We start from the raw sequence: 15869 nt of genomic DNA, 5'->3' as shown, positions 1-15869 counted from the left end.
GCTCTGGGATCGGCGAAACGGTCCGCGACTGTTCAGCTCACACCACGCGACCCGATCGACACCGCGTCGTCCCAGGCTCAGGCCTGATCCAGGCCGTATAGCGAGTGGAGCGTGCGCACGGCAAGCTCCGTATAGGCCGCCTCGATCAACACGGAGAACTTGATCTCCGAAGTGGTGATCGCGCGGATGTTGATCCCCTTCTCGGCGAGTGCCCGGAACGCCTTGGCGGCCACGCCCGCGTGACTGCGCATGCCGACGCCGATCGCCGAGACCTTCACCACATCGGTGGCGCCCTCGATCTGGGCGTAGCCGATCTGCGTCCGCGCCTCGTCGAGGATCATGCGGGCGCGCTCGTACTCGGCGGACGGGACCGTGAAGGTCATGTCGGTGGTCGATTGGTCACCCGACACGGTCTGGATGATCATGTCGACGTTGATGTTGGCGTCCGCCAGCGGCCCGAAGATCGCGGCGGCGACGCCCGGACTGTCCTTGACCTTGCGCAGGGTGATCTGCGCCTCGTCCCGGGAGAAGGCGATCCCGGTGATGATCTGCTGTTCCACGATGTCGTCCTCGTCGCAGATGAGGGTGCCCGGGCGCGCGGCGTCCGGCGGATCGAAGGAGGAGCGGACCGTGGTCGGCACCCGATGGACCATGGCGAGCTCGACCGAGCGGACCTGCAGCACCTTGGCGCCCAGGGAGGCCATCTCCAGCATCTCCTCGAAGGTCACCCGCTCCATGCGGCGGGCCTTCGGCACGATGCGCGGGTCCGTGGTGTAGACCCCGTCCACGTCCGTATAGATGTCGCATCGCTCGGCGCCGATGGCCGCCGCCACCGCCACCGCCGAGGTGTCGGAACCGCCGCGGCCCAGGGTCGTCACCCGGCCGGTCTCGGCATGGATCCCCTGGAAGCCGGCGATCACCGCCACCTCGCCCTTGGCGAAGCCGGCGTCGAGATTCGTCGGGTCGATCTCGGCGATGCGGGCCGAGCCGTGGGCGTCCGAAGTCACAATCGGGATTTGCCAGCCCTGCCAGGAGCGAGCCTTGATGCCGTCCTTCTGGAGCGCGATCGCCAGGAGGCCGGCCGTGATCAGCTCCCCGGAGGCCACCACCGCATCGTATTCCCGCGGGTCGTAGAGCGCGTTCGCGTCCTTGACCCAATCGACCAGCTCGTTGGTCTTGCCCGACATGGCGGAGACGATCACGGCCACCTCGTAGCCGGCCGCGACCTCGCGGGCGACGTGGCGCGCCACGTTGCGGATGCGCTCGACGTTGGCGACGGAGGTGCCGCCGAATTTCATCACCAGACGGGGCATGGTCTCTCGATCGCGGTTCCCGATGGCGACGGGATGGAACCCGTCGCGGCGACGGGGTGGAACCCGCCGCAGAGACGGGCCGGGACCCGCCGCGGGTCGGTCCGAAGGGTGCCCGGCGGGTACAAGCGGCTCGGTGAGGTGTCAACAACCGGCCAAGCATGGCGCGCGCGCGCCGCGGCGACTTACCCGGGGTCGCCATGATAAGGCGCGGGCGGACCTCTGAGGACGGAACGCGCATGGACAGGGCAGCCACGGACCACCGCACCGGGGGCTTCGTCGACCGCGGCGAGGTCGCCCGCTTCGACGCCCTCGCCGCGACCTGGTGGGACGAGGCCGGCCCGATGCGGGTGCTGCATCGGTTCAATCCCGTGCGGGTCGCCTTTATCCGGGACGCCCTCTGCCGCCGTTACGGGCGCGATCCGCGCGCACCTTTTCCGCTCGACGGGCTCGCGATCTGCGATGTCGGGTGCGGCGGCGGCGTGCTGTCGGAGCCGCTGGCCCGGCTCGGCGCGACCGTGACGGGCCTCGATCCAGCGGAGCAGAACATCGCGGTCGCCCGCGCCCATGCGGAGGCGGCCGGCGTGCCAGTCGATTACCGCGGCGAGACGATCGAAGCCGTGGTCGCCGCCGGAACCACCTTCGACGCCGTGCTGATCATGGAGGTCGTCGAGCACGTCTCCGACATGCCGGCCTTCGTGCGCACGGCCTGCGCGGCCGTGAAGCCCGGCGGGATGCTGTTCGCGGCGACGCTGAACCGGACGCTCCGCTCCTTCGCCCTTGCGATCGTCGGGGCCGAGTACGTCCTCGGCTGGCTGCCCCGGGGCACGCATGATTGGGCGAAGTTCGTGACGCCGGAGGAACTCGGCCGCGCGATCCGGGCGGGCGGCCTCGACGTCAGCGACACGATCGGGGTCGTCTACAACCCCCTCACCGACGGATGGCGCACCGGCCGGGACAAGGCGGTGAACTACATGGTCGCGGCCGAGCACCGGGGCTGAACCGGGATGCCGCTTCCGCCGTTGGGATCGCGGCGAAGGAGACGGCGATGCTCGAGAAGATTCCCAGTGCGGTCGGCGAGGCCCTGTCTGGCCTGAAGGCCGGCATGGAGAAGACGGCCTTTCACGCGGACTTTCCGGACATCCCGGCCTCGATCACCGTGAGCAGCCCGGCCTTCGCCGACAGGAGCGCCATGCCTGTCCGCTTCACCGCCGACGGCGAGGGGCTGTCACCGCCGCTGACCTGGAGCGGCCTGCCGGTCGGAACCGCCTCCGTGGTTCTGCTGGTCGAGGATGCAGGGAGTCCGACGCCGCAGCCGCTGGTTCACCTCATCGCGTGGAACCTGCCCCCCGATCTCGCCCAGATCAGCGAGGGCGCCGTCTCCGATCCCGGCCCCGGAAAGACCCTCCCGCTCGGCAAGAACAGCTTCCTGCGTGCGGGCTGGCTGCCCCCGGATCCCCCGAGCGGACACGGACCACACGAGTACGTGTTCCAGATCTACGCCCTGCGGCAGACCCTCGATCTCTCGGACGAGCCGGGCCGCGGCGCGCTCCTGAAGGCCATGGACGGCCACGTTCTGAGCAAAGGCATGCTCATCGGGACCTACGCCCGGGCGTGAGCCCACGAACTTGAGCCGCTCAGCGACTGGTCGGCCCTGAACAGGCTTGCGCCCCCGTCGCGTTGTTCCGTGTCGGCCGTGCCTCTAAGGTCTTCCTCAGCTTCCCCGGTCCGGGCAGCACCGTCGAAACGATAGCGGAGAGCGGGCCTGTGGGGGTCGACGCGCGGACGAGGCGACGGGGTAGCGAAAGCGTGGCGCGCACGCTCGCCGCTTCAGACGTCGGCACCTGGGAATGGCATGGCGCCGACGAGATCCTGCGCTGCGACGCGGTCGCGGCCGCGATGCTGGGCGTGCCACCGGCCCGGAACGATCGCGGCGCGACCTTCGCGCGGCTTCTGGATCGCGTCCACCCCGGGGATCGGCTTCGGATCGGCGCCCTGATCGACGATCGCCTTCGCCAGGGCGGCCTCTTCGTGGCGCAATATCGAACCGTGCCGGAACCGGACGACGTCCGATGGATCCTGGCGCGCGGCCGCTTCAGCCGGGATCGGGAGGGTCGGGTGAGCGAGGCGCGCGGGATCGTCATCGACGTGACCGCGAGCCACGGCGGGGGCTTTCCCGACGAATCCGCCTTCTGCGACCCGGACAAGTCGTCGGTCGGCATCGACCGGGTCGCCGGGCTGGCGCTGACACTGTTCGAGTCGGCCGAATCGGAGCTGCACCAGCCGGCATTCGAACGCCTCAAGCCGTTGCTCGACGTGCTGCTGCACGAGATCGGGCGCCAGCTGGTGGAGACGTCGCCGGCCGCGAACCTCGACATCATCCACTGAGCGACGTCGCGGCCGCGCCTTGCCTTGCCGGGGCGAATCCTGTTATGGCGGCGCCATCCCGCGATGCGTATGCCGTGATCGCTGGACGCGCTCGCGCGTCCTGCCCCTCGGCGGCGTTCCCGATATCTCACCCATGGACGGCCCTCCGGGCTCGAGAGACCGATGAAGATCCGCAACTCGCTCAAGTCCCTGCGCGGCCGCCACCGCGACAACCAGCTCGTGCGCCGCAAGGGCCGGGTCTACGTGATCAACAAGACCCAGAAGCGCTTCAAGGCCCGCCAGGGTTGAAGGCTTTCGGCCCGGCCGCGGTCGGGCAAGGGCGGCCGCTCCCACACGGGCGCGGCTGCTTTCGCGTGCGCGGCACCGCGGCACGTTGACGGGTCTGTCGGCGGCGCACACTCTGGCGTCATGATCCCGACGCGCTGCCTCGCCGCCCTGGTCTTTCTTTCGGCCGTCAGCGCCGCGACGCCGGGGGCGCTGGCCGCGGCCGACGCCGGGCGGCCCAACCGCGCGGCGCCCGAGGCGAAACCTGTGCCGAAGCCGCCGAGCCTCGACGACCTGTTCGCCCGCCTGCGCGCCAGCGAGGATCCGGTCGAGGCCAAGGGGATCGCCCGGCTCATCGAGCGGCGTTTCGCCGGGTCCGGCAGTGCCACCGCGGACCTGCTCACGGACCGGGCTCGCCACGCCGTCTCGGCGCACGAGTTCCCGCTCGCGGCCGAGCTGATGGACCGGGTCACGGCCCTGGAGCCCGACTGGTCCGAGGGGTGGAATCGGCGCGCGACGGTGTTCTGGCTCCTGACCGACAGGGATGACGCCATCGCCGATCTGAAGCGGGCGCTGGTCCTGGAGCCGCGCCATTTCGAGGCCTGGGCCGCCCTGGGCCGGATCTACGAATCCCAGGACGACAAGGTTCACGCGCTGGCGGCGTTCCGCCGGGCCCGGTCGCTCTATCCGCAGATGGACAAGATCGGCGAGGCGATCGATCGTCTCGCGCCGGAGGTCGACGGCCGCGACCTGTGACCCGGGTGCTCGGAATCGTGCTCGCCATCCTGGCGCTGCCCATAGCGGCGGTGAGCCTCATCCTGGCTGTCGGCGCCGTCATCAGCCTCGTGATCAGCCTTCGGGTCGGCGCTGAATATCCGCCGGCCGGGCCCTTCGTCGACGTGACCGGCGGGCGCCTCGCCACGATCCAGGACGGGCCCGCGGGCGGGGTCCCGATCGTCCTCCTGCACGGTGCCTCGGCCAATGCCTCGGACCCGATGGAGGGCATCGGCCGCCGCCTCGCGGCCCGAGGGTTCCGGGTCATCGCCTTCGACCGGCCGGGATTCGGCTGGAGCGACCGGATCGCCGGGGCCGAGGCCGCGGCGCCGGTCGTGCAGGCGCGGCTGATCGCCGAGGCGCTGGCCAACATGGGTGTCGGTCCGGCGATCGTGTTCGGCCATTCCTGGGCCGGTTCGCTGGCACTGGCGCTCGCCCTCGATCACCCGGAGCGGGTCTCGGCCCTCGTCCTGGCGGCGCCCGTGGCTATGCCGATGCCGGACCGCATGCCGGACCTGCCGTGGTACTGGCGGCTCGCCGTGACGCCCCCGGTGGCGTGGCTACTCAGCCGCACCATCGGTCCGCCGGTGGCGCAGCGTTTCCTGCCGGAGGCGGCGCGCCGGGTCTTCCGGCCGCAGCCGGAGCGCCCGGATTACCCGCAAGCGGCCCGGGCCGCCCTGGTCCTGCGCCCCGGGACGCTGCTCGCCAACGTTCAGGATCTCCTCGGCCTGACCACGGCGCTCGCGGCGCAGAGCCCGCGCTACGGCGCGATCCACGTGCCGACCCTGGTGATCTCCGGCGAGGCCGATCCGATCGTGCGCAGCGACCTTCAGGCGGTACCGCTCGCGCGCGCGATCCCGGGGGCGCGGCTCGTGCTGCTGCCGGGGATCGGGCACATGCTCCAGTACGTCGCCGCGGAGCGCGTGACCGAGGAAATCGCCCGGCTCGCCGGCGAGACGACCGCGGCCGTGCCGGCTGCCACGCCGTGAGCGGCGGGGTGGCGGCGCGGATCTCAGACAGGTCTCCCTGATCCGCGCCGTCCACCCGACCAAGCGCGATCTTTCGATCGGTTGCCCTGAGCCCTTCGATCGGACGCCGTTGAACGGTCTCAGGCTGCCCTGCGCACAGGACCAGCGGACGGGTCTTAAAAACCGGGTCGCATACGAATCACGCCTTCTCGGCGTGCTCCCGCGTGATGAAGGCGAGCCGGACGAGGTTGGTCGCCCCGGGCGTGCCGAAGGGCAGGCCGGCGACCACGATCACCCGGTCGCCCACCGCGGCGAACTTTTCGCGCACGGCAAACTTGGCGGCGCGGAACGACATGTCGTCCACGTCGCTGGCATCCTTCGTGACGATCGGATGGGTGCCCCAGGCCAGGGCGAGGCGCCGCGCGGTCTCCCGCCGTGGCGTCAGCGCGATCACCGTGGCGTTCGGGCGCTCGCGCGAGAGACGCAGGGCCGTCGAGCCGGAACTGGTCCAGGCCATGATGGCGTCGAGGTCGAGAGCGTTGACCATCTGGTGCGCCGCCGCCGCGATGGCGTCGTTGGCCGTGTGGTCGGGGGTCGCACTCTGCGCCCGGATGATCGACCAATAGAGCGCGTCCCGTTCCACCTGTTCGGCGATCCGGTTCATGGTCTCCACGGCACCGATCGGATGGGCACCCGACGCGCTCTCGGCCGACAGCATCACGGCGTCTGCGCCTTCGTAGACCGCGGTGGCCACGTCCGAGACCTCGGCGCGGGTCGGGACCGGCGCGGTGATCATCGATTCGAGCATCTGGGTCGCGACCACCACCGGCTTGCCGAAGCGCCGGGCGCTGCGGGTGATGCGCTTCTGCACACCCGGAACCTGCTCCAGGGGCATCTCCACGCCGAGATCGCCCCGGGCGACCATCAGCCCGTCCGAGATCTCGATGATCTCGTCGAGCCGCGTCAGAGCCTGCGGCTTCTCGATCTTGGCCATCACCAGGGCGCGGCCGGCGCAGACCTTTTTCACCTCGGCGACATCCTCGGGCCGCTGGACGAAGGACACGGCGATCCAGTCGGCGCCGGCATTGAGGCCGGCGTCGAGATCGGCCCGATCCTTGTCGGTCATGGCCGGCACCGGGATCACCGTGTGCGGCAGCGATACGCCCTTGCGATTCGAGATCCGTCCGCCGACCTCGACCCGGGTCACTGCCCGGTTCTGCGATGTCTCGACCACCGAGAGCCGCAGCTTGCCGTCATCGAGCAGGATCGCGTGGCCGGGCTCCAGGGCCTGGAGGATCTCCGGATGCGGCAGGTGGCAGCGGTTCGAATCGCCGGGAGTCGGATCGCCGTCGAGCACGAAGGCGGCACCGGCCTCGATCATCACGGCGCCCTCCGCGAAGGTGCCGAGCCGCAGCTTCGGCCCCTGCAGATCCACTAGGATCCCGATCGGGTGCCTGGCTTCGCGCTCGATGGTCCGGATCGCCTCGACCTTCTCGGGCAGCAACTCCCGCGGCAGATGGCTCATGTTGAGCCGGAACACGTCCACGCCCGCGCGGAACAGCCGCTCGATCATCTCCGGCGAGTCGGAGGCCGGCCCGAGGGTGGCGACGATCTTCGTGCGGCGCGAGCGTTTCAAGCGATATCCTCCGGAATCCTCGGCGCGCGCCCTGGAGGCTCGCCGCGTGGTGATGATGGGACGTGGGTGTGCGCATCCCGGGCAGGGCCGCGCAAGGGCACGGGCGGGGCGTTACGGTTTCGCCGGCGCATCGGCCCGGTTGGGATCGGTGAGCTGGATGGTCCAGCTCTTCTGCTCGCCGGTATCGACCTCGAAGAAGCCGTTGCGGTCATAGCCGCGGGCAAGGCAATCTTCCATGCCCCGGATCGTGAACTCCGAGTCGCGGGTGCACATGAGCGAGCGCCCGCTCCATTCGCCGCCGCGCGTGTAGTCCACCGCGAAGACGTAGTAGAACCGCGCCGCCAGCGCACCCTTGAGCAGGGTCTCGCAGGCTTTCGGCGCAAGGTCCCACCACCCCTCCGTGACCCAGCCCTGCGGATCGCGATAGCCGAGGGCGATGCCGACCTTGCTGCCGGTCTGGTTGCACAGGCGCAGATCGGCCTTCGCCGGGCTTGCGCTGAAGAGCGCGAGCCCGGCCACCGTGACTGCGGAGAGGACCGGAGCGTGCAGCTTAATTGACCAGGATGATGCGGCAGTCGTTGACATTGGTACGGGTCGGGCCGGGGTTCACGAGGTCGCCGAGGGCCGCGAAGAACGCGGTGGAGTCGTTCTGATCCAGCATCGCGGCCGGGTCGAGGCCGGCGGCGCGGGCGCGTTCCAGGGTCGTGGGATCGACGAGCCCCCCCGCCGGATCGGTGGCGAGACCGCGGCCGCCGTCGGTGCCGTCGGTGTCCGCGCTGATGCCGGAGATGCCCGGCTCCCCGTCCAGCGCCAGCGCCAGCGCCATGGCGTATTCCTGGTTCGGGCCGCCATTGCCCTCGCCCCGGATGGTGACGGTGAGTTCGCCCCCCGAGATCAGCGCGACCCGGCGCCCGGCCGCCTTGTGGCGCTTGGCCTCGACCGCGTGCTCGGCCGCGACCGTGCGGGCCTCGCCCTCCAGGTCGGCCCCGAGCATCACCGGCTCGTAGCCCGCGGCCCGGGCCGCCTCGGCGGCGGCGTTCAGAGCGTCGATCGGACGGGCGATGATCCGGTACTCGGCCCGGGCGAAGGCGGGGTCACCGTCCTTGGGCGTCTCGTTGTTGGGGTCGTTCAGGAGGCGCAGGCCCTCCTCGGGCAGCGGGATGCCCCGGCGCTCGCAGATGGCGCGGGCCTCGGCCAGGGTTGAGGGATCGGGCACCGTCGGGCCGGAGGCGATCACGGCCGGATCGTCGAACGGCACGTCCGAGATCGCGAGGGTGAGAATCCGCCGGGCGTTGCGGGCGGCCAGCGCGAGGCGGCCGCCTTTGATCCGGGAGATGTGCTTGCGCACCGTGTTGATCTCGCCGATCGGCGCGCCCGAACGCAGCATCGCCCGGGTGATCGCCTGCTTCTCGGTGAGCGTCAGGTCACCGGCCGGGGCGATCCAGTTGGCCGAGCCGCCGCCGGAGAGGAGCACCAGCACCTCGTCCTCCGGGCCGGCCTCGGTGGCGAGCCGCAGGGCCTCCTTGGTCGCCGCGAGACCGGCCTCGTCGGGCACCGGATGGCCCGCCTCGACCATGTGGATCCCCGGGGCGTCCTGGCCGTAGCCGTGGCGCGCCACCGCCAGGCCGACGATCCGGTCGTCGCCCAGCCCGTGCTGCTGCCGGTAGAACCGGCTCGCCACCGCGCTCATGCTGCCGGCCGCCTTGCCGGCGGCCAGGATGATCAACCGGCCCGGGCTCGGCGCCGGCAGATGCGGCGGCAGGCAGAGATCGGGATGGGTGGCGCGGATCGCCGCCGTGAGCAGGCGGTCGAGCAACGCGCGCTGCGCCTGGATGGCCGGATCGGCGACGGGCGGGACGGTCTCGGTCATGGCGTCGGACGGGCTCCTCTCTGACCCGATCGCGCGGTCCCCGCCCGTTTCTCTGCGGGCGGCGGGCCCGTTTCTTGCCGTGAGCGCACGATCCTTGATAGGTGATCTGCCCGAGCCGCCGCGCCACGGCAAGCGCCATCGGCACCCCCGCACAGATCTGAAGACCTCGGAGCCCCGTGACCCGTCCGGAGATTGAAGTGGCCACCCCGGATCCGTATCCGGCGCCGCATCCCTGCGAGATCATACCCGGCGACCCCGGCTGCGGCCTCGTCATCGCCTGCGACCACGCCTCGAACCATGTTCCGCCGGATATCGATCTCGGCCTGCCGGCCCGCGAGTTCGCCCGGCACATCGCCTACGATATCGGCGCGGCGGCGGTGACCCGGCGCATCGCCGCGCAGCTCGGCGTGCCGGCGATCCTGACGAACTTCTCCCGCCTGATCATCGACCCGAACCGCGGGCGCACCGACCCGACGCTGGTGATGCGCCTCTCCGACGGCGCCGTGGTGCCGGGCAATGCCCGGATCGACGAGGCCGGCAAGCAGGCGCGGATCGCCCGCTTCTACGCGCCGTTCGACGCCGCCATCGCGGCGGCGATCGCTCGGGCCGAGGCCGCCGGCCGGCCGCCCGCGATCCTGACCATGCACAGCTTCACGCCGTATTGGCGCGGCAATCCGCGGCCCTGGCATGTCGGCATCCTCTACGACCGCGACGCGCGTTTCGCCCGCCCGCTGATCACGGCCCTCGAAGCCGATCCCGCCGGCCTGACGGTCGGCGACAACGAACCCTATGGCGGCGGCCTGCCGGGCGACACGATCGATCGTCACGCCACCGCGCGCGGCCTGCCCAACGCCCTGGTGGAGATCCGCCAGGATCTGATCGCCGGCGAGGAGGGTCAGCTCGAGTGGGCCGCGCGCTTCGCCCGCATCCTCCGGCCGCTGATCGCGTCTTGATCCCGGCGCGCCCGGTCCCGAAATCCTGGGACTGTGCAAGAAGTGGAAAGCCTTCAATGAGCGAGATCGACGCCCAGACCCGGACCGAACTCGAAGCGGCCGTGTTCCGCAGGCTCGTCGCGCACCTGCGCGCCCGCACGGACGTGCAGAACATCGACCTGATGAACCTCGCGGGATTCTGCCGGAACTGCCTTTCGAACTGGCTCAAGGACGCCGCCGACGCCCACGGCGTGCCGATGACCAAGGACGAGGGCCGCGAAGCGGTCTACGGCATGCCCTACGGCGCCTGGAAGGCGCAGTTCCAGACCGAGGCGAGCGCCGAGCAGCAGGCGGGCTTCGCAGCCTCACGGCCCGAGGGACACTGAACGGCCGCGAATCGGCTAAGCTTCCGGTAAGTTCGCCCCGTTAACCACGGGTCGAGGGCGCAACCGCGCCGTGCAGTCCGGAGAGCTCCATGAACGCCCATTCGATGCCCAGCGCCGCGTCCCAGCGGCCCGGCGGCGACGTCTCGTCGGCCGAGGGCGTGGCCGCCGACGAGCTGAAGCAGTTCATCGAGCGCCTGGAGCGGCTGGAGGAGGAGAAGGCCGGCATCATGGGCGACATCAAAGAGGTGTTCGCCGAGCTGAAGGGCCGGGGCTTCGACGCCAAGGCGGTCCGCACGATCCTGCGGATCCGCAAACAGGATCACAGCGAGCGCCAGGAGCAGGAGGCCATCCTCGAGCTCTACATGCAGGCCCTCGGCATGGCGTAGGCCAGGGTCCGGGACGACTTCCGCCCGTTCGGGGCGACACGGCCCCGAACGGCGGCTCAGGGGGCGTCTGGGCGGCGGACCGACGGGACCGGGGACCCCGGTTGCGATCTCACTGCGCGTCGATCGCGGCCGGGCGGCTCTCCCCGCTCAAGCCGAGGGTGCGGCCTGGATAGCCGGCGGTATCGAAATAGCGCGTCCCCCCGACCGTCTGATACGTCAGGATCGTCGCCAGACCGGTGGCGTCCGGGTCCGAGCGCACGACCTTCGCTTCGGTTATGGGCGTCGCGCCGTTGACCAGAGCCTCGGTGAGGACGCGGCCGACCAGGGTGCCCGTTGCGGGGATCGTGAGATCGAGGATCCGGGCGATCGTCTTGCCGAGGTCAGCGTTGCTCGCCGGGACCGGGCTCTCGAGGCCGGCGCGGAAGCTCGGGCCCAGGGCGCCCATCACGTTCCTCGTGTCGGCCCGCGAGAAGCTGCCGTGCATGCCCTGGCCCTGCTGCAGCGCGGTGTCCGAGACCTCGACGCCGCAGGTGGTCGGATCGGCGCAGCCGGTGGAGAAGCTCCGGAAGTTCACGACGATGGCGGGCATCGGGGTCAGCGCCGAGCCGTCGAGGGCGATGGCCGAGAGCGGTAGCGTCCCCGGGATCGAGCCGAGGGCGGCGCTGACGAACAGGCCGCTCACGTAGTCCTGCCGCGACAGGGCCTCGACCACCCGGCGCGCCAGGGCTTGGTCGCCGCTCGGGAGGTAGACGAGGTCGGACCCGCCATTGGCCGCCACCACCACGTCCGGCTTGACCGGATCTGTGCCGATCAGGCCGTTCGCCCGGCTCGGGAAGCTGTCCGGTGCGAGCTTGGCGCCCTTGGCGTCGGGATCGAACAGGTTCGAGCCGAGGGCATGCGCGATGTCGATGGCGACGAAGCCGGGCGGAAGCTGACGGGTCGGGACGCCCTTGTAGCTCTGGGTGGCCGCGAAGCTCGTCGCGCTCTCCTTGGAGATGGTCGAGAAGCCGTGATCCGAGGTCAGGATCACGTCGGTCGTGTCGGCGAGCCCCTGCTCCTTCAGCGCGGCGAGCAGGGTGGCGAGGTTGGTGTCGGCGTTGTGGATGGCCGCCAGGCTGGTCGGGCCGTTGATGCCGGGAACCAGCTGGCCCAGACTGTCACCCTGGTTGTGCTGTGTCCCATCCGGATCCCGCGACCAGAACACCAGCACGAAGGGGGCCTTCCGCGCCGCGAACAGCGGCAGCACGGCCTTGGTCGCCACGTCGGCGAAATAGGCCTGCTGCTCGACATTGGCCGCGACGGTGCCCGGCGTCTCGGCGTTCCCGGCCGCTCCGTTGGCGCCCCGCGTCGGCGCCTGGACGGGCAGGCCGGCCGCGCCGAGGCGGGTCTTGAGCTCGTCGCTCAGCGGGATCCCGCCCGCGCGCCCCGTGCTGTCGTCGATCAGGATCGTCTCCTGACCGGCGCGGGCGGTGTGATCGAAGACCAGGGACGGCCCGAGCTTGCCGATGCTCGCGGTGGACAGGCCCTTGGCATGGGCGGCCCGTAGGATCGTCTCCTCGTTCAGGTAATTGCCGGCGAAATGCTCGTCGACGTCGCCGAGGACCGGGTCGTTCTCCAGGAACGGCGTGAGGCTCTCGCCCGCACCCGGCACCGGAAACGCCGTGTAGATCGTGTTCCCGTACTGGCCGGTATCGCCGAGCATGTGCCCGGTCGCCATGGCGGTGGCATTGGGCATCGTGAAGGTCGGGAACAGCGAATGGGTGTTGGTGAACCGCACGCCGGCCCTCATGAGCCGGTCCATGGTCGGGGCATTCGTGGCGTCGACCATGCCGTAGCGCAGGCCGTCGGCGACGAACAACACGACATTGCGCGGCTCTGCCTGCGCTCCGGACGCGCCGAGGAGCCCCAGTCCGATCAGGCAGGATGTGAGTGCGCGCAGCACGATGACTCTCCGTAGCGTCCGGCAAGCGGCGTGAGCGGAGACTGTGACAGGCGCGTGACAGAAGGCTTGCGGGGCGTCGTCTGGGAGGAGCACGATTGGTTCCGCGTCTCCCCCTCCCCCGCAAAGGGGGGGGGGGGAAGGGAGAGCGCGGGACGATCTTGAACCGCATAAACGAGAATCCGTCCAGATTCCCGTACGTAATCGAGCGCCCTCAGGCCGCGCGCTTGGCCCGGTTCAGCAGCTTGCGGTTGATCAGGACCTCGGCGATCTGCACGGCGTTCAGGGCCGCGCCCTTGCGCAGGTTGTCCGAGACGCACCAGAAGTTCAGGCCGTTCTCGATGGTCGCATCCTCGCGGATGCGCGAGACGTAGGTCGCGTCCTCGCCGGCCGCCTCGTGGGGCGTGATGTAGCCGCCGTTCTCGCGCTTATCGACCACCAGCACGCCGGGGGCGCTGCGCAGGATCTCGGTGGCCCTCTCGGCCGAGAGCGGCCGCTCGAACTCGACGTTCACCGCCTCGGCATGCCCGATGAAGACCGGAACGCGGACCGCGGTCGCCGTCAGCTTGATCTTGGGATCGAGCATCTTCTTGGTCTCGGCGACCATCTTCCACTCTTCCTTCGTGTAGCCATCCTCCATGAACACGTCGATGTGGGGGATGACGTTGAAGGCGATGCGCTTGGTGAACTTGCCGTCCTGCTTGATCTCGCCGGCGGTGAAGACCGCGCGGGTCTGGTTGAACAGTTCGTCCATCGCCTCTTTGCCGGCGCCGGAGACCGACTGGTAGGTCGAGACCACCACGCGCTTGATCGTCGCCGCCTCGTGGAGGGGCTTCAGCGCGACGACCAGCTGTGCGGTCGAGCAATTCGGGTTGGCTATGATGTTGCGCTTGGAGAAGCCGACCACCGCGTCGGCATTCACCTCGGGCACGATCAGCGGCACGTCCGCGTCGTAGCGGAAGGCCGAGGAATTATCGATCACCACGCAGCCCTGCTGGCCGATGCGCGGCGACCATTCCTTCGACGTCTCGCCACCCGCCGACATCAGGCAGATGTCCGTGTCGGAGAAGTCGTAGGTATCCAGCGTTTTGACCTTGAGCGTCTTGTCGCCGTAGGAGACTTCCTGACCCTGGCTGCGGCGCGAGGCCAGAGCCACGACCTCGTCGGCGGGGAAAGCCCGCTCGGCCAGGATATCGAGGATCTCGCGGCCCACGTTGCCCGTGGCGCCGACGACGGCGACCTTGTAACCCATCTCTCGTCTCCGCGCGGAAAACCCTGACCGATCCGGGCGCCGCGCCCCTGCCAGACATATCGGCCGAAGGATCGTTCGTGCCGGACAGCGCCCATCGACGGGCGCGACCGCAGACCCCGTCCTGATCGGAGGTGGGATCGACGGTCCGGCCGAGCAAGGCGCGCAAGGGTTAGCCCTGTCAAGGCCGGCTCCCGCGCAACGATCGATTCACCCTGCGCCGGAAAAGCCGACGGCGGGCCGCGGACCGGAAAGGGAATTCAATCCTTTCCTGCGATCGTCGCGGGCGGACCATGGGGTCCGTTGTCCGCACGGGGTGCCATGCTGATCGGATCGGCAGATGCGAGGGGCGGGATCGCGCCCGCGGGGCTCGTCGAGCGGACCGCGCTGTCGCCGGGGGCGCTCGGCCTGCGCCTCGTCCTCGCCTCCTCCATCATCGCCCTGCTGTGCGTCTGCGCGTGGCGTCCGGTAGTCGGGCCCGCCGCCACGGTCCCCGGCATGTCCCTGGCCGCTGCCGGCACCGGGCTCGTCTTCGTCCCGACGATGCGGGCGCCGGCGGCACCGCCGCCCCTGCCCGCGGCCCGGTTCGACGTGGCGGAGCCCGGTCTCGACCCCGTGCGCGTGTCCGCCCGGATCGATCCGCGATCGGGCCTGCGCGAGGATACGCTCACCCGCGGCGACTTCGATGCCCTGGAGGCGCCCGCGCTGCGGGTGACGCTCAGCCGCGGGACGGAAGCCGGCGCGGCACCCACGCTGTTCGTCCTGCTGGCCCGGCGGGCCGCAACAGGCCCGACCATCGATCGGCCGGCCCTCTCGGTCCTGCGGACCGGTGCGCGCGGCCAGATCGACACCAAGTTCGGTGCGGTGGAAATCCTGGAGGTCACCTTCGGCGGGCCGACGCCGCGAACCTGTGCGGGCTTCGTCACCCGCGGAGCCGCTTTCCGGCTCGACGGCTGGTCCTGTGCGCCGCTCGGGCGGCCGCCCGAGCTCCAGGCGCTGACCTGCACACTCGACGCGCTGCGCTTCCTCGATCTGGGCGATCCGGAGACGACCACGACCTTCGCGGGCGCTGCGTCGGCGCGGTCCTGTCCTCCCGCCTCGCAGGTCGCGGAGGCTTCGGACGGGGCCGGATCCAGCGCGAAACGGTCGCGAAATAAAAAATGAGGCTCAAGTGTGGCAAAACGCGTAAGCTCGGCCTTGAAGGCGGAACAACAGCCTCGGCCAAGCGTCTTCTCGTCAAAGGCGGCGAACTGTTAAGTTTCGCCCGTCACACTGGTGACACTCACAGATAAGGTTGGCCATGCGCTCGCTCAGAATCGCCCTTCTCGGCGTCATCGCCGCCACCGGCCTCGGCGCGTTGGCCTCCGCGCCCGCCGAGGCGCAGGATGGCTTCGTTCCGGGCCCGATCTACCGGGTCAGCCGCCCGCTCCCGATCCGCGTGCGCCCCCGCAGCTGGCTCGACGCCGGCAACGTGCCGCTCACCTCCAACGTTCCGGGCGCCGGCGGCTCGCGCAACCCGGCCCTCAACCCCTACCTGATCGCTGCCTCCAACCAGCTGACGCCCCCCTACGGCCCGAGCGATCGCTACGGCCGCGGGATTCTGCCGGATCCGATCACCAACGGCCCGTTCATCGGCGCGCGCTCGTCCGCGGTCCGCAACGTCGACCTGTCCTTCGTCGACCGGCTGGACCCGACCTCGCCGCTCTACGGCCGCCCCTACTGATCACAATCGCCCAGACACATCGAACGTCGTGCAGCGCGGTCCCT

The 15869-nt window shown here is 70.4% G+C and carries 17 protein-coding genes; 11 read left to right on the top strand and 6 right to left on the bottom strand.

Translation table 11 applies throughout. The features are described from left to right. Positions 1-77 precede the first annotated feature (77 nt). Positions 78-1313 carry an aspartate kinase gene (locus MKK69_RS03895; protein ID WP_243965877.1) on the bottom strand — a complete coding sequence of 412 codons (1236 nt, stop codon included), beginning with the start codon at positions 1311-1313 and terminating at the stop codon, positions 78-80. 236 nt (positions 1314-1549) lie between these two features. Between MKK69_RS03895 and ubiG the strand changes: the two genes are divergently transcribed. The 6 genes from ubiG (at position 1550) to MKK69_RS03865 (ending at position 5725) form a co-directional block, all read left to right on the top strand. Continuing rightward, positions 1550-2311, top strand: coding sequence for a bifunctional 2-polyprenyl-6-hydroxyphenol methylase/3-demethylubiquinol 3-O-methyltransferase UbiG (gene ubiG, locus MKK69_RS03890; RefSeq protein ID WP_243965869.1), 762 nt, complete (start codon positions 1550-1552; stop codon positions 2309-2311). A 47-nt stretch (positions 2312-2358) separates the two neighbouring features. Beyond that, the gene (locus tag MKK69_RS03885; protein WP_243965816.1) at positions 2359-2928 is read left to right on the top strand and encodes a YbhB/YbcL family Raf kinase inhibitor-like protein; all 570 of its coding nucleotides are present in this window, start codon (positions 2359-2361) and stop codon (positions 2926-2928) included. A 191-nt stretch (positions 2929-3119) separates the two neighbouring features. Then, positions 3120-3698 (top strand): PAS domain-containing protein, encoded by a 579-nt coding sequence (locus tag MKK69_RS03880; RefSeq protein WP_243965814.1) that lies wholly within the window; start codon positions 3120-3122, stop codon positions 3696-3698. 162 nt (positions 3699-3860) lie between these two features. Beyond that, complete coding sequence (ykgO, locus tag MKK69_RS03875) at positions 3861-3986, top strand: type B 50S ribosomal protein L36 (RefSeq protein WP_003601867.1); 126 nt, start codon at positions 3861-3863, stop codon at positions 3984-3986. 120 nt (positions 3987-4106) lie between these two features. Beyond that, on the top strand, positions 4107-4718 hold the full coding sequence (locus MKK69_RS03870) for a tetratricopeptide repeat protein (RefSeq protein ID WP_243965805.1): 612 nt from the start codon (positions 4107-4109) through the stop codon (positions 4716-4718). Further along, positions 4715-5725: an alpha/beta fold hydrolase gene (locus MKK69_RS03865; RefSeq protein ID WP_243965797.1), complete on the top strand. Its 1011-nt coding sequence runs from the start codon at positions 4715-4717 to the stop codon at positions 5723-5725. The genes MKK69_RS03870 and MKK69_RS03865 overlap by 4 nt, the downstream gene beginning before the upstream one ends. A gap of 178 nt (positions 5726-5903) precedes the next feature. On the opposite strand, the gene pyk is transcribed toward MKK69_RS03865, so the two are convergent. The 3 genes from pyk to MKK69_RS03850 all read right to left on the bottom strand — a co-directional run bounded on the left by pyk (position 5904) and on the right by MKK69_RS03850 (position 9210). Further along, entirely contained in the window at positions 5904-7340 is a 1437-nt protein-coding gene (gene pyk, locus MKK69_RS03860; RefSeq protein ID WP_243965796.1) for a pyruvate kinase, read from the bottom strand. A gap of 111 nt (positions 7341-7451) precedes the next feature. Then, on the bottom strand, positions 7452-7925 hold the full coding sequence (locus MKK69_RS03855; protein WP_243965773.1) for a DUF1036 domain-containing protein: 474 nt from the start codon (positions 7923-7925) through the stop codon (positions 7452-7454). Next, entirely contained in the window at positions 7891-9210 is a 1320-nt protein-coding gene (locus MKK69_RS03850) for a glycerate kinase (protein WP_243965762.1), read from the bottom strand. The genes MKK69_RS03855 and MKK69_RS03850 overlap by 35 nt, the downstream gene beginning before the upstream one ends. A 176-nt stretch (positions 9211-9386) precedes the next feature. Here MKK69_RS03850 and MKK69_RS03845 point away from each other — a divergent pair, with 176 nt between their 5' ends. From MKK69_RS03845 to MKK69_RS03835, 3 genes are all read left to right on the top strand, one after another. Beyond that, on the top strand, positions 9387-10163 hold the full coding sequence (locus MKK69_RS03845) for an N-formylglutamate amidohydrolase (RefSeq protein WP_243965761.1): 777 nt from the start codon (positions 9387-9389) through the stop codon (positions 10161-10163). Between the two features lie 56 nt (positions 10164-10219). After that, positions 10220-10528 carry a DUF1244 domain-containing protein gene (locus tag MKK69_RS03840; RefSeq protein WP_243965759.1) on the top strand — a complete coding sequence of 103 codons (309 nt, stop codon included), beginning with the start codon at positions 10220-10222 and terminating at the stop codon, positions 10526-10528. A 104-nt stretch (positions 10529-10632) separates the two neighbouring features. Continuing rightward, the gene (locus tag MKK69_RS03835) at positions 10633-10914 is read left to right on the top strand and encodes a DUF2312 domain-containing protein (protein WP_243965991.1); all 282 of its coding nucleotides are present in this window, start codon (positions 10633-10635) and stop codon (positions 10912-10914) included. Between the two features lie 109 nt (positions 10915-11023). Here the strand turns inward: MKK69_RS03835 and MKK69_RS03830 are convergent, their stop codons facing one another. Beyond that, positions 11024-12856, bottom strand: a complete 1833-nt coding sequence (locus tag MKK69_RS03830) for an alkaline phosphatase family protein (RefSeq protein WP_409564773.1) — start codon at positions 12854-12856, stop codon at positions 11024-11026. Between the two features lie 211 nt (positions 12857-13067). Further along, on the bottom strand, positions 13068-14105 hold the full coding sequence (locus tag MKK69_RS03825; protein ID WP_243965750.1) for an aspartate-semialdehyde dehydrogenase: 1038 nt from the start codon (positions 14103-14105) through the stop codon (positions 13068-13070). A 318-nt stretch (positions 14106-14423) separates the two neighbouring features. Between MKK69_RS03825 and MKK69_RS03820 the strand changes: the two genes are divergently transcribed. Beyond that, positions 14424-15266 (top strand): hypothetical protein, encoded by an 843-nt coding sequence (locus MKK69_RS03820; protein WP_243965740.1) that lies wholly within the window; start codon positions 14424-14426, stop codon positions 15264-15266. Between the two features lie 136 nt (positions 15267-15402). Next, complete coding sequence (locus MKK69_RS03815) at positions 15403-15825, top strand: hypothetical protein (protein WP_243965738.1); 423 nt, start codon at positions 15403-15405, stop codon at positions 15823-15825. Positions 15826-15869 lie beyond the last annotated feature (44 nt).

This window comes from Methylobacterium sp. J-026, assembly GCF_022829585.1.
Classification (GTDB): domain Bacteria; phylum Pseudomonadota; class Alphaproteobacteria; order Rhizobiales; family Beijerinckiaceae; genus Methylobacterium.
This window is presented reverse-complemented; position numbering and strand designations above follow the sequence as displayed.

Coding starts and splice junctions, on each gene's coding strand:
- MKK69_RS03895 (WP_243965877.1), bottom strand. CDS start 1,313: ATGCCCCGTCTGGTGATGAAATTCGGCGGCACCTCCGTCGCCAACGTC.
- ubiG (WP_243965869.1), top strand. CDS start 1,550: ATGGACAGGGCAGCCACGGACCACCGCACCGGGGGCTTCGTCGACCGC.
- MKK69_RS03885 (WP_243965816.1), top strand. CDS start 2,359: ATGCTCGAGAAGATTCCCAGTGCGGTCGGCGAGGCCCTGTCTGGCCTG.
- ykgO (WP_003601867.1), top strand. CDS start 3,861: ATGAAGATCCGCAACTCGCTCAAGTCCCTGCGCGGCCGCCACCGCGAC.
- MKK69_RS03870 (WP_243965805.1), top strand. CDS start 4,107: ATGATCCCGACGCGCTGCCTCGCCGCCCTGGTCTTTCTTTCGGCCGTC.
- MKK69_RS03855 (WP_243965773.1), bottom strand. CDS start 7,925: ATGTCAACGACTGCCGCATCATCCTGGTCAATTAAGCTGCACGCTCCG.
- MKK69_RS03850 (WP_243965762.1), bottom strand. CDS start 9,210: ATGACCGAGACCGTCCCGCCCGTCGCCGATCCGGCCATCCAGGCGCAG.
- MKK69_RS03840 (WP_243965759.1), top strand. CDS start 10,220: ATGAGCGAGATCGACGCCCAGACCCGGACCGAACTCGAAGCGGCCGTG.
- MKK69_RS03835 (WP_243965991.1), top strand. CDS start 10,633: ATGCCCAGCGCCGCGTCCCAGCGGCCCGGCGGCGACGTCTCGTCGGCC.
- MKK69_RS03825 (WP_243965750.1), bottom strand. CDS start 14,105: ATGGGTTACAAGGTCGCCGTCGTCGGCGCCACGGGCAACGTGGGCCGC.
- MKK69_RS03820 (WP_243965740.1), top strand. CDS start 14,424: ATGCTGATCGGATCGGCAGATGCGAGGGGCGGGATCGCGCCCGCGGGG.
- MKK69_RS03815 (WP_243965738.1), top strand. CDS start 15,403: ATGCGCTCGCTCAGAATCGCCCTTCTCGGCGTCATCGCCGCCACCGGC.